At 35.8% G+C, this 12,907-nt stretch carries 14 protein-coding genes; 6 read left to right on the top strand and 8 right to left on the bottom strand.

Translation table 11 applies throughout. From position 1 onward, the window contains the following. Nucleotides 1–850 precede the first annotated feature (850 nt). Together BM350_RS17620 and BM350_RS17615 are read left to right on the top strand one after the other, a co-directional pair. Complete coding sequence (locus BM350_RS17620) at nt 851–1,780, top strand: AAA family ATPase (protein WP_090917329.1); 930 nt, start codon at nt 851–853, stop codon at nt 1,778–1,780. Beyond that, nucleotides 1,777–2,877 (top strand): DUF58 domain-containing protein, encoded by a 1,101-nt coding sequence (locus BM350_RS17615; protein ID WP_090917327.1) that lies wholly within the window; start codon nt 1,777–1,779, stop codon nt 2,875–2,877. The genes BM350_RS17620 and BM350_RS17615 overlap by 4 nt, the downstream gene beginning before the upstream one ends. Before the next feature lie 351 nt (nt 2,878–3,228). Here the strand turns inward: BM350_RS17615 and BM350_RS17610 are convergent, their stop codons facing one another. The 5 genes from BM350_RS17610 to BM350_RS17590 form a co-directional block, all read right to left on the bottom strand. Then, nucleotides 3,229–3,522: an Ada metal-binding domain-containing protein gene (locus tag BM350_RS17610; protein ID WP_090917325.1), complete on the bottom strand. Its 294-nt coding sequence runs from the start codon at nt 3,520–3,522 to the stop codon at nt 3,229–3,231. Nucleotides 3,523–3,541: 19 nt separating this feature from the next. Beyond that, a complete protein-coding gene (locus BM350_RS17605) occupies nt 3,542–4,360 on the bottom strand; it encodes an SPL family radical SAM protein (protein ID WP_090917323.1) in 819 nt (272 codons plus the stop codon). 36 nt (nt 4,361–4,396) lie between these two features. Beyond that, complete coding sequence (gene adaB / locus BM350_RS17600) at nt 4,397–4,930, bottom strand: methylated-DNA--[protein]-cysteine S-methyltransferase (protein WP_090917321.1); 534 nt, start codon at nt 4,928–4,930, stop codon at nt 4,397–4,399. A 1-nt stretch (nt 4,931) separates the two neighbouring features. After that, nucleotides 4,932–5,552 (bottom strand): bifunctional transcriptional activator/DNA repair enzyme AdaA, encoded by a 621-nt coding sequence (locus BM350_RS17595; RefSeq protein WP_090917319.1) that lies wholly within the window; start codon nt 5,550–5,552, stop codon nt 4,932–4,934. An 88-nt stretch (nt 5,553–5,640) separates the two neighbouring features. Next, nucleotides 5,641–6,354: a 2OG-Fe(II) oxygenase gene (locus tag BM350_RS17590; RefSeq protein WP_090917317.1), complete on the bottom strand. Its 714-nt coding sequence runs from the start codon at nt 6,352–6,354 to the stop codon at nt 5,641–5,643. Nucleotides 6,355–6,562: 208 nt separating this feature from the next. Between BM350_RS17590 and BM350_RS17585 the strand changes: the two genes are divergently transcribed. Continuing rightward, nucleotides 6,563–7,474, top strand: coding sequence for a DNA glycosylase (locus tag BM350_RS17585; RefSeq protein WP_090917315.1), 912 nt, complete (start codon nt 6,563–6,565; stop codon nt 7,472–7,474). Nucleotides 7,475–8,012: 538 nt separating this feature from the next. Here BM350_RS17585 and brnQ read toward each other — a convergent pair. Continuing rightward, complete coding sequence (gene brnQ, locus BM350_RS17580; RefSeq protein ID WP_090917313.1) at nt 8,013–9,380, bottom strand: branched-chain amino acid transport system II carrier protein; 1,368 nt, start codon at nt 9,378–9,380, stop codon at nt 8,013–8,015. Nucleotides 9,381–9,752: 372 nt separating this feature from the next. Here brnQ and BM350_RS17575 point away from each other — a divergent pair, with 372 nt between their 5' ends. Beyond that, nucleotides 9,753–10,577 (top strand): MBL fold metallo-hydrolase, encoded by an 825-nt coding sequence (locus tag BM350_RS17575; RefSeq protein ID WP_090917311.1) that lies wholly within the window; start codon nt 9,753–9,755, stop codon nt 10,575–10,577. Nucleotides 10,578–10,860: 283 nt separating this feature from the next. Here BM350_RS17575 and BM350_RS17570 read toward each other — a convergent pair whose 3' ends face one another. Continuing rightward, nucleotides 10,861–11,034, bottom strand: coding sequence for a DUF1272 domain-containing protein (locus tag BM350_RS17570; RefSeq protein WP_090917309.1), 174 nt, complete (start codon nt 11,032–11,034; stop codon nt 10,861–10,863). Nucleotides 11,035–11,172: 138 nt separating this feature from the next. Between BM350_RS17570 and BM350_RS17565 the strand changes: the two genes are divergently transcribed. Beyond that, nucleotides 11,173–11,631 (top strand): Lrp/AsnC family transcriptional regulator, encoded by a 459-nt coding sequence (locus BM350_RS17565; protein ID WP_090917307.1) that lies wholly within the window; start codon nt 11,173–11,175, stop codon nt 11,629–11,631. Nucleotides 11,632–11,698: 67 nt separating this feature from the next. On the opposite strand, the gene BM350_RS17560 is transcribed toward BM350_RS17565, so the two are convergent. Next, on the bottom strand, nt 11,699–12,142 hold the full coding sequence (locus BM350_RS17560) for an Lrp/AsnC family transcriptional regulator (protein WP_244548036.1): 444 nt from the start codon (nt 12,140–12,142) through the stop codon (nt 11,699–11,701). 107 nt (nt 12,143–12,249) lie between these two features. Here BM350_RS17560 and BM350_RS17555 point away from each other — a divergent pair, with 107 nt between their 5' ends. Then, nucleotides 12,250–12,825 carry a cysteine hydrolase family protein gene (locus BM350_RS17555; protein WP_090917303.1) on the top strand — a complete coding sequence of 192 codons (576 nt, stop codon included), beginning with the start codon at nt 12,250–12,252 and terminating at the stop codon, nt 12,823–12,825. Nucleotides 12,826–12,907 lie beyond the last annotated feature (82 nt).

Below are 12,907 nucleotides of genomic sequence, written 5' to 3'. Positions count from 1 at the left end.
CTGCGTTTAGGAAGATCTCAGCAATTCTTCCTTCTCTGTAAAACCGTAAGAATATCTCGTGTCCTTTTCATAGCTAATTGTTATATGGAATTAAGAAAATAAAAAACGCACTCATCCCTAAAATAGGGACGAGTGCGTTAAAACCCGTGGTTCCACCCAGATTCCCATCGTACTTTAAAAAAGCATCGATGGCTCCATTCGCTGTAACGTAGCGTCTACGGTATTGGATACTCTGTTTCCCCAATACAGCTCCAAGGTGGTAAGTGTATTCTCCTGCGTTTAGGAAGATCTCAGCAACTCTTCCTTCTCTGTAAAACCGTAAGAATATCTCGTGTCCTTTTCATAGCTAATTGTTATATGGAATTAAGAAAATAAAAAACGCACTCATCCCTAAAACAGGGACGAGTGCGTTAAAACCCGTGGTTCCACCCAGATTCCCATCGTACTTAAAAAAGCGTCGATGGCTCCATTCGCTGTAACGTAGCGTCTACGGCATTGGATACTCTGTTTCCCCAATACAGCTCCAAGGTGGTAAGTATATTCTCCTGCGTTTAGGAAGATCTCAGCAATTCTTCCTTCTCTGTAAAACCGTAAGAATATCTCGTGTCCTTTTCGTTGCTTTTTTATAGCATTAGTATGTTGATTCATAATATACAGTATTTAAATTATTTTTGCAAATGTTTTTTTGGAATGAATTGTATTTTTTATAATTCAGTATATGTAAGAAGAAAACTTATTTTACAAAAAATCTCAAAAAAATAAGGAGTTAGTACATGAATTTTGCTATACTACAAATAAATATCAGAAAAAACAGAAAATTATCTATAGGAAGAGAAAGGATGAAGAGGGTATGTCAATTTTAGAAAGAATTCGAAAAAATGTCTCGCAAGTGATTGTAGGAAAAGAAGAGGTTATTGATTTAGCGATGATTGCATTAATAGCAAATGGACATGTTTTATTAGAAGATGTTCCAGGAACGGGGAAGACGTCATTAGCGAAAAGTCTTGCGAAAAGTATAGATGGAAAATTTCAGCGTGTACAGTTTACATCAGATACATTGCCAGGAGATGTAGTAGGTTTAGAGTATTTCGACATGAAAGAATCTGATTTTAAAACGAGGATGGGGCCGATTTTCGCTAATATCGTGTTAGTCGATGAAATTAATCGTGCCGTTCCGCGTACACAGTCTGCTTTATTAGAAGTAATGGAGGAGCGTACCGTTACGATTGCTGGGGAGACGCATGTATTGCCGCAGCCGTTTATTGTACTTGCTACGCAAAATCCGCTAGAGTCTGCCGGTACTTTTCCGCTTCCCGATGCGCAGTTAGATCGCTTTTTATTAACGATCAGGCAAGGATACCCAAGTCGAGTGCACGAAAAGGAGATGTTACGGCGTTTCCGCCAGCAAGACCCGCTGCGCAGCTTACAAAGTGTTGTGTCTCTTGCGGATATTCTTTCTCTACAAGAAAAAGCAAAGCAGGTGGAAATTCATGAAGAAGTGGAAGATTATTTATTGGATATTGTGCAAAAGACACGTCAGCATGAACTCGTTGAAATCGGGGTGAGCCCGCGTGGTTCATTAGCTTTTATGAAAGCAGCACAAGCCCGTGCGCTATTAAAGGGAAGAGAATTTTGTACACCTGATGATTTTTATACGCTAGCAGAGCCGGTTTGTGCTCACCGATTAACTCTTAGTATTGAAGGAGATATGAAAACGACGAAAGCATATGTAATGAAAGAGATTTTGGAGCAAGTAGCTGTTCCAGTGGAGAATGTATGAAAGAGAAATTAATAATGAAACGTCCGTTTGTAGAAACGTATGTTGCAGGGATCGGCGTCTTTATTACAATACTAATGTGGCTCTTTGTACAACATTTCTTTCTGTTTGTACTTGCTTTTTTCTATTTGCTTATGGTTAGTTTTGCTCATTGGTATGTTCGGAAAGCTTCACAAATATATTGTGAAATAACACAACAACATGAACGTCTCTTTATTGATGAGACCGGGTATTGCCGTGTACGTATTGTAAATCCAACAAAACTGCCGATTTTTGAAGTTGCCTTTCGGTTTCGCTCAGATGAACAGATGAAATGGGAATGGTTAGAAGGAGAATTAGAGCAATCTGTTCATTCTTATCGTATTCCTTTGCAGCTGAAAAAACAGGAAACGTTAGACATAGATTTACATGTATCAGCACAGCAAAGAGGACTACATAGCTGGCAAGAAGCCGAAATCATTCTGTCTGATCCATTTCATCTTATTACCATTCACATCCCAATAAGGAAAGAGAATATGCCGTGCTTTCGTATATATCCTCGCATTGTCAAAGTAAATATTCCGGAAACAAACAGCTGGAAGCACGGATTTCGCACTGCAGCTGTTTCGCCTCTTTATGATGAAACGAAAATCATTGGAGTAAAGGCATACGAACAGGAGTCATTTCGTGCCATTCATTGGGGAGCCACTGCCAAAACAGGTGTATTAAGTGCAAAAAAGTATGAATATACGCAAGGTGATCGGTATGCGGTCTATTTAAATGTATTAGGTTCAACGGGTTATACACTGCGTACTGATATAGAGTATTTAATCGAAGTAACAGCGGGCGTTTGCCGGGAACTAATAGCGCAAGATTGTTCCTTTGAACTATGGGTGAATAGTATGTGTGAAAACGGAATTGTCCATATAACGGCTGGTAAATACCGAAAACAATTGCACAAAACATTACAATTATTATCGTCCTTAACAGATCGAGATGTTCCGTTATCTTCTTCCTTTTTTTATCAAACAGGTTTCCGCCAGCAAGAGGCTGGAGCAATTCCGATTATTATAGGGAATCCACCTGAAAAACATGGGGGATGGCTGCAAGTGGTGAAATAAAGTAGAGGGGGATAATCAATAGTTTTTATTGTTATTGATCCTACATGAGTATGATATATAAACGAAAGCGTTTTGTATTTCAGATGCTTTTAGTTAGTATTTGTTTATTACTTGCTGTGTTTATAGCAAGCGGTGCGCTATATACGCAAACTATATTGAAAGAATTATTGAAATAAGAGCGGCCGCATATTACGGATGGATGGGAGGTTCCTGAAACTCCTACGAAGAAAGAAGAGGTACCTCCTTGGGAGAAGGCAAAACGGATACAAACAAAATCGAAAAGCAAAAAAGGTGGAGGGGAGTCGATTGAACAAGCGGATAGTGAAGTAGAGAAAAGAAATACAGCACCTCTTATCTTTTCTTTTTCTTCCATCGTGCATATTTTTCAGACATGCAAACTGCACATGGTCTAAAACCTGCCGATATAGCCGTCTGTTCATCGGCAAAAAACACGCGATGTTTAACGTATCCACCTTTTGCTATAGCTCTAAGCGCTGAGGGACAATCTAATCTTCCATATAATTTACTCAGTCGATACCCACCAAAAATACCCGGTGTATCACTTTGATATGGATGCATATCGGCACCCAACAGGGTGAATGTCTTTTTTCTATTTTCAGCACTTTTCTCATTATCTTTATACATGCAATTACTTCCTATTTTTTTACGGTTCGAACCCTGTCTGGCTCACATAAACCTGATTTTCCGGAAAGGTTTCTATAAATCTGTTATATACTTTTTTAATAACTTGCGGTCCATACCATTCTTCTAAACCAAGTTGGGCGTATTTTTTTTCAATTCCAAGTTTTCTCGTCCGTTTTCCTCCACTGCCATCGCCCATAAAGTAGTCATCAATACATATCCGATCGACGAATGGCTTCAATTTCTCAGGAAAATATTCCCCACTCGGTAATATGGGTGCTATCGCCACTTGGGTCGGTATTCCCGCATCCACTAATTTTTCCAATGTCTTAAAGCGTGCCTGAATAGGAGGTGCCTCTGGAGTAAAATGTTTACGTATCGTTTCCGAATCCGTTTCAATTGTCATACTTACCCGGACTCTATCTTTTAAATGCTGCAGCAAATCGATATCTCGACTTACAAGCGGGCTCCTCGTCTGTACTAATAAGAAGTCAGGGGGATCTTCTACCATAACCTTTAGTAGAGATTGCGTTACTTTTTCCTTATACTCTACTGGTTGATACGGGTCTGTGCTTGATGACATAAAAATGGTTACATTCCCTTTGGCTTTGGCACGATGAAGCTCCTTGCTTAGTAAATTCGCAGCTCCATTTTTAACATCGACCCAATTTCCCCATTCCCCTTCTCGAAAAAGGGATACAGGCATTTGGCGTACATAACAATATGAACACCCAAATGAACAGCCTGTATAAGGATTTAGTGAATGAGTATATCCAGAAAGAAAGCCTGTACCTTTATTAAGAATGGTTTTCGGGTTTTTATAGAACAATTCACTTTTCATGACGGAACCTCCTTTTCCTTCATTGTACGGCAATAATCACTCATTGCTGGAAGAAGCTTGTCTTTCCAGATCCAAAAGCAGTGTCTTCATTTCTAATCCGCCACGATAGCCAGTTAATGATCCATTCTTTCCTACTACACGATGACACGGTACGGTGATTAATACTGGATTAGCTCCGATGGCTGCCCCTACAGCACGAACAGCTGCTGGTTTATTTATATAATTTGCAATGTCGGAATAGGACTTCGTCTGTCCGTATGGAATCTCACAAAGTGCGTTCCAGACTGCAAGCTGGAATGCTGTCCCATTATAATCAAATGGAACAGTAAAGGTTTTCCTTTTTCTTTCTAGATACTGGGTGATTTCAACCGCATAAGGTTCAAGCTTTTCACCATCTTCAATAAGAGGACTTCCTGGAAAGCGTTTCTTAGCCCATTCGCACAATTCTTCGAATGGTTTGTTCTGTGAACCTACATAGCATAGACCCTTAGAGGTTGAAGCAATATAAAATTTCCAATCCTTAAACTTTAGTAAAGACCAATAAACGGTTGGTTTATTCTTTGTTTCCATTTTACATTTCCTCCATTTTGCTCATTTGACGAAATTGTGCTGGCGTCTGTCCGGTTTTCTTTTTAAATAAGGTAATAAAATAGGGCGTGTTAGCCATACCCACACATATGGCGATATCCGCAATCGCTTTATTTGTCTGAATCAAATACTCTTTAGCCGCGTTTAATCTAACCTGTTGTATATACTCAACTGGCGTGATGCCTTTAATCTTTTTAAACGTTCGATGCAAATGATAGGGACTCCCGTGAGCAATATCTGATAGCGTTTCTAGAGTTAATTTTTCTGTAAAATTTTTATCAATGTATTCTGTGATAAGTATCACCCATTCATTATCAGGCAATCTCACATTAGTAGGCTTACAACGTTTACAAGGGCGAAAATTTGCACGGAGAGCTTGTTCTGCGTTTGGGAAAATACGTACATTTTCTTTTTTCGGAACGCGAGATTTGCATGACGGTTTACAGAAGATCCCTGTGGTCTTTACAGCATAGAAAAATTGATTATTGTACGAAGCATCATTGTCTATAATTGCTTGCCACTTTTCATTTGTCATCATGTCCACGTCATTCAAAATTCTATGATCATGGCTCTCTTGTAATTCATTATTGATACTATCCGGCATTTATCTCACCTCTCCTTACAATATACTCCCTATAAATTCAGAATGTACAATTCTAGGAATGAAATAGCAAGATATTGAAATTTAATATTTACTTGGAATCATGAAAAATGATTCCAAGACCGTATCGTTCTCCAGAAGTAACCGTACTTACTCCGTGACGAACCGTATTTTTGTAATATCCTTTTTTACCTAGAGCAGGTCTATGGTTAGTAGGAAAGATCAGCGCACCACCTTGTTCCAAAGTAATCACATGCCCCCTACTCTGAGCACGAGGAATTTGTTCCACTAATAGGGATTCTCCACCGCAAAAGTCTTTATCTCGTTGATTTAATACAAACACTACTTGAAATGGGAAAAATACGTCTCCATATAAATCTTGGTGCAAGCAATTAAACCCGCCTTTTTCATACTTTAAAATTAAGGGTGTTGGTCTAGTTTGTTCATATTCTTCACATGTTTTCAAAAAATCTTGAAGATGATCTGGAAACTGTTCTGGTTTCTTTAAATAACTCAACCATCGATTTGCTGTTTTAGCCAACTCTGGATAAAAGGATTCTCTTAAACTTTGGATGATTTTGGGTAATGGATAGGAAAAGTATTTGTACTCCCCATTCCCAAAACGATATCTCGTCATATTGATTGTCGTTCTGTATGATCCTTCTTCACTATAAAGTTCTATGAAGAAGTCACATTCATCTTTTGTTAATATTGCTGGAAGCTTTGCAAATCCTTGCTCATCTAATTCGTTTTGAATTGAATCCCAATTTAAGCTTTTAACACGTGTTTTTATATCTTGAACCATTTTTATCCCTTCCTATTTAGCATTCTTGATAACTAACACTATAACCTCATAAATAGGAAAAAGTAAGGTATTTAGAATGTAATAGCAAGATAACGAAATTAATCAAGATTATTATGTGATAAAGTAAAACTTCAATCAGTGTGAGTTTTCCTTCTAATTATTTTGTGAATATTATAGGAGATAGTATTAAGATGAGGGGGATGAAAAAGTGAAATGGCATGAAGTCAATGATGATATTATTATTACATTACCTGAAGAGTTTGACATGAATGCTAACCTAGGCTATCTAACAAGGGAAAAAAATGAATGCATGTATGAAATCGAGAATGGTATCATTACAAGAGTCATAGCCATTGGGGGAATTCGGTCCTTGGTACAGGTAAGAGTAATCGATAATAAACAAATGATTATTCAGTTCTTAAATGATTCTAGGCCTATTGAAAAGTGGCAACGGGAAGAGATTGTAAAATATATTCGTGAATGGTTTGATCTTGATAACGATTTAACCCCATTTTATGAAATGGCAAAAGCAGATCCATTACTTAAAATGCCTGCCCGAAAATTCTATGGTTTGCGAGTCGTCGGCATTCCCGACTTATTTGAAGCTTTATGTTGGGGAGTTTTAGGGCAACAAATTAACTTAGCGTTCGCGTACTCCTTAAAGAAGCAATTTGTAGAAGGATTTGGCGATTCCATCGAATGGAATGGTAAAAAGTATTGGGTGTTCCCACCGTACGAACGAATTGCACTGTTAACACCTACTGACCTAGCAGATATTAAAATGACGGTAAAAAAAAGTGAATATATCATTGGAATTGCCAGGTTAATGGCAAGTGGAGAATTATCGAAGGAGAAATTAATGAAAATGAACTTTAAAGATGCTGAAAAAAACTTAATTAAAATACGAGGCATCGGTCCTTGGACAGCCAATTATGTTCTAATGCGCTGCCTCAGGTTCCAGACAGCTTTTCCAATCGATGATGTGGGTCTTATTAATTCGATAAAAATATTACGTAATATGGACCGAAAGCCTACGAAAGCTGAAATCTTAGAAATATCGTTTCCATGGAAAAACTGGGAATCATACGCTACCTTTTATTTATGGCGTGTCCTTTACTGAATAATTACAACTTAAACCGGAATGTACTCAATAAAAAGAGAATGAACTTTAAAACCTAATCCCTTTATTAATTAATCCTATATAAATATACAAGCACCTTGTTTAGGGACGACAAGTATAAGACAAACTTTTCAAAAGGTGCTGTTTGCCTTCTTAATAGGGGGGATTGGCTTTAACTCCTAGATTAGAGAGCCCCTAGCCTATCTGGAAGCCTTGACTCTTCCAAATTATGGCCCGATTGTTAAATAGAATGACCCGCATTTATTTAACAACTTTATTATTTTTTAAACGACTTTATTGTAAACTAAACAACTTTTTTGTCACTTAACAGTTATTATAAGGATTGTCGTAATGAAGATAGATTTTTCTATTATTAATGAGGTCATTTGTGGTACAAAAAAAGGATAGAACATACAGAATTATTCTGCTTGTATCTATCCTCTTCTTTTATTCTTATATAATGTGTAACATTATATATTTATTCTTGTTGAAACAAATATTGATGCAAATTTCTTGAATCTAAATAAAATTAACAAGTTTAGGATGTTTTTTTATGTGCAAGATCATGAGAAGTATCTACATCAGAAGTATTCTTCGCTCGTAATAAACTAATTCCATAGCCTAATACCGCTCCAATAAGTGCTGGCATAATCCATCCTAATCCAGCATCATATAAAGGTAATAGGTGAGAGAATAAAGAATTGATTGCTTCAACTTTTAGATTCGCCGTATTTAGTCCATCGAAGAGACTTACAATAAAAGTGAACAGTAGGCTTACTTGATATACTTCTGATCTTCCTTTAAACACTCGGTGTAAAAACGTTAAGAAGATTAGCACAATCGCTAAAGGATAAATCGCTGTTAATACAGGTACAGATATGGTAATCAGCTCTGTTAAGCCAAGGTTTGCAATGAAAGCACTGAAAATAGCTAAAATAACAGCAAATGTTTTGTATGATATTTGTGGAAATACTTTATGGAAATAGGATGAACACGCTGTAGTAAGCCCAACGCTTGTCGTTAAACAAGCTACAGTGATCATCATTCCTAATAATAAATTTCCTAAAGAACCGAAGTAGTAATTTGCAACTTTTGATAAAACTTCTCCGCCATTTTCTAAATGTCCTAATTTAGAAACACTAGAAGCGCCCATAAATGCAAGTGCAGTGTAAACAGAAATTAATACGACAGCGGCAATAAGCGATGCTTTTATACAAACATTGATAACCACTTTTTTGTCACTTACACCTTTCGCTTTAATCGCATTAATAATGATAATACCAAATACGAATGCTGCGAGAGTATCCATTGTTAAATAGCCTTGCTGAAAGCCTTTGAAGAAGGAATTTGTAACAAATTCTTGTGTTGGCGCTTCAATGTCACCGATTGGTTTTATAACAGCTGTAACAACTAAAATACCGATAAATGATAATTTAATCGGAGTTAAAAACTTTCCGACAACATCAACAATCTTTGTTGGATTTAAAGAGAGTAAACAAGTAATGCCGAAAAACAGAATAGTGAAAATAACTAAAGGTAAATGACCGCTATTTTCTCCTACGAATGGTTTTACACCTATTTCAAATGACACGCTTCCTGCTCTTGGTAAAGCGAAAAGAGGGCCAATTGCTAAATACAGAATAAATGTATATATACTCGCAAACAATGGATGTACGCGACTTGCCATTGCTTGTAAGTCATCACTACCAGAAACACCGAATGCTATTACACCAAGTAGTGGTACGCCAACTCCTGTAATTAAAAATCCAGCGGTAGCAACCCATACGTTACTTCCTGCTGTTTGTCCTAACATAGCAGGGAAAATTAAATTACCTGCTCCAAAGAAAAGGGCAAAGAGCATAAGCCCAATCACAAAAATATGTGATGTCTGCACATTTTTTGACACGAAAAAACCTCCAAATTTAAATATTTTGAATCTTTTGCACAACAATTATGATACAAAGTCACTTTTTGTCGAATTACTACGATAATAACAAAAATAAATTATTATGCAAGACAAAAATGAATTTTTCGTAAATTTATTTTCTCTATCATTTTTATTATATAGAAAATTTAATTAATTTTGTTTGTTAAGCGCTTTCTTTCTGTAGTGTATCACATGATATTTTATGATAATTATTATTTTTATATAACAAACAAAATAATAATTAAAATATTCTATCATTTTAAAATTGTCAAAAAAACGTTGGTTTGAAAGTTTATTTTGTGATATTCTGTAAAAAGAACGAACGTTTGTAGAAGGGGAAGTGAAATAAAGATGAAGCATTATGTTTGTAGCACATGCGGTGTACAATATCCGCTTTACGATGAACCACCTGTAAATTGTGTAATTTGTAATGAAGAACGTCAATATGTAAATCCAATGGGACAATCATGGACAACGTTAGACAGTCTACAGCAAAGCAAAACATATAAGAATGAGATTGTAAAAGAAGAAGAAAGTTTATATAGCATCACAACAAAACCGAAGTTTGCGATTGGTCAAAATGCTTATTTAGTCCAAACGGATTCATATAATTTGTTATGGGATTGTGTTACATATATTGATGAAGAGACTGTAGAAAGAATAAATGAACTAGGGGGAATTCATGGAATTGCTTTATCACACCCGCATTATTATTCAACACAAGTAGAATGGGCAGAACGATTTGATGTTCCGATTTATATTCATGAAGATGATAAGGAATGGGTAATACGTCCAAGTGAGCGTATCATATTTTGGTCTGGAGAATCTATGGAAATTTCAGAGGGTTTAACATTATACCGTCTAGGTGGGCATTTTAGCGGTGGTTCTGTTTTACATTGGAAAAATGGGGATGAGGGAAGAGGAGTTCTATTAACTGGAGATATTATTCAAGTTGTCGCTGATTCAAGATGGGTAAGCTTTATGTACAGTTATCCGAATCTCATTCCATTGCCAGCATGGAAAGTGAAAGAAATGGCTGAGAAAGTAAAAGAATTGAAGTTTAATCGATTGTATAATGCATTTCATGGAATTGTGAAGGAAAAAGCAAATGAAGCTGTTCAAAAATCAGCGAAAAGGTATATTGAGGCGCTTGAAGGAAAGTTATTACATAAATAAAAAACTTTTAAATGATCTATATAAATATATATTAAAAAATCGACATAAAACTCCTCTTTCTTTTTAGGTGTACGAGAGCATCTGGCCGTGCATAGAAGCGGTCAGGGCCTTTTTCTGCCACAGGCAAGGTTAAAACAAAAGGAGCAAGTAAGTAGCGGTCATGTTGTATTCTTCATAGCAGCGACTTATATGTCGGAAAATTAAAATGGATATATAAATCAAGTTTTGAAAAAACAAAAGCGCAAAATCTTATGGATTTTTGCGCTTTTGTTACGTAAAACCGTTATTTCTTTTTCGGTCTTCGGACTAATTCACCACCACAATTTGGACAGACGTGATTTGTGTTTTCTGTACAAGGTGAGCAAAAGGTACATTCATATACACATATGTATGCTTCTGAATCTCCTTGAAGGGCAGTATTACAAGTTTGACAATTTTTTTTCATTTCTAGTGCCATGGGGTTTCCTCCTTACATAGGGAAATAAATTTTATAATTATATGATAATATAGGATGGAATTAGTTTCCTTTCTGTTCATAATGTATTTTAAGATTTTTCTTTGTGTTTAAAACGAATTTATGAGAGGAATATTACAAATGAAAGTAGATGTAATTGACGCACAAATTTTACAATGTTTAACTCAAAATTCTCGTCTTTCTATTCGTGAACTATCTAAAAAAGTTAATTTGTCTGCGCCTTCTGTGGCTGAAAGAGTTCGGAAGTTAGAGGATGAGGGGATTATTGAAGGGTATACGACAAAAATTAATTATGATAAGTTAGGTTTTCATATTCATGCTGTATTAGAAGTGAAAACAAAAAATGGACAGTGTGAAAGATTTAGAGCATACATGAAAGCTTATCCAAGAGCTGTTTTTTGTTATCGCGTAGCAGGGCCTGCTAGTTATGTAGTGAAAATTTCTGTTCGAAGCTTTCAAGAAATAGAAATGTTTATTGATGATGTTTCAAAATTTGCTGAAACAGTTACACATGTTATTTTTTCAGAAGTAGGAATAGGCAATAATGTGTTAGATTATTATAGTCCAGATGAAATGTAACGAATAAAATAAGCTATGAAAAAACAAGGATGGCATTTAAACCACCCTTGTTTTCTTTATTTATCATTCATAAAGAATTTTCTTTTATGTGATGAATGGATAAGTTTAACCGGTAGTTACCAAATCTTAAAATTTCGTTTAATAAGTTATGTAAGCTTTCTTGGGAGTCTATTTGTACTTTGAGGAAATAACATCCTTCACCGCTAATTTTATGAGCTTCTACGATGGAATCTTCTTTTGTTATAAATGATGTGAATGTAGAGTGTTCATTTGTCTTCATAAAAACTGTGATGAAAGCAGTATACTGCATACCTAATTTCAAATGATCTACTAAAATGGTATACGCTTTTATTATTCCTTCATCCTCCATTTTTCGAATACGGTTTCCAACAGCTTGACCTGTCATATGAACGTTTTTACCAATATCTTTCCACTGCATTCGTGAATTGTTCTTAAGTAAATCAAGAATTTGCAAATCTGTTGAATCAATCATATTTCTAAACCCTTTCATGGTGAAATCATATGACGTTAAAGTCTTTCATGGGAATGTTACAGCTAACTTGATAAAGCTCTATAATTAGATTATAACTTAATTTTCAAAATATTGGAGGGCTAATAATGAAAACAGGACTTGTATTAATTGATATTCAAAATGATTACTTTCCAGGTGGCAGATGTGAATTACATGAGCCATTAAAAGCGGTAGAAAATGCAGAAAAGGTATTAGATTTCTTTAGAAAAGCGAACCTATCTGTATTTCATGTGCAACATATTTCAGTAAAAGAAGGGGCTACTTTTTTTCTTCCGAATACAGAAGGTGTAAAAATTCATCCTCATGTAGCGCCTCGTAAAAATGAATATGTTGTACAAAAAAATTATCCCAATAGTTTTCGAAAAACTAATTTATTACAGTTACTGCAGCGAGAGGGGATTGAACACTTGGTGATATGTGGAATGATGACACATATGTGTATTGATACAACAGTTAGAGCTGCCAGCGATTTAGAGTTCGAATGCACAGTAATTGAAGACGCTTGCACGACAAAAGATCTTGTATTTAATAATGAAACGATTCAGGCTAAACATGTTCATGTGGCATTCATGAGTGCCTTAAATAATATGTTTGCGAAAGTAATAAAAACAACAGAATTTTTATCAAATGAAATGTATATACAAGTTGAAAAAACGACATAAAAACCCTTTCTTTTTAGGGGAGGACGAGGGAATCTGGCCGTGCATAGAAGCGGTCAGGGCCTTTTTCTGCCATTAGAACAAA

It is taken from the genome of Bacillus sp. 103mf, from assembly GCF_900116295.1.
Classification (GTDB): Bacteria; Bacillota; Bacilli; order Bacillales; family Bacillaceae_G; genus Bacillus_A; species Bacillus_A bruguierae.
The sequence above is the reverse complement of the archived record's forward strand: the minus strand, read 5'-3'. Positions and strand labels throughout refer to the sequence as shown.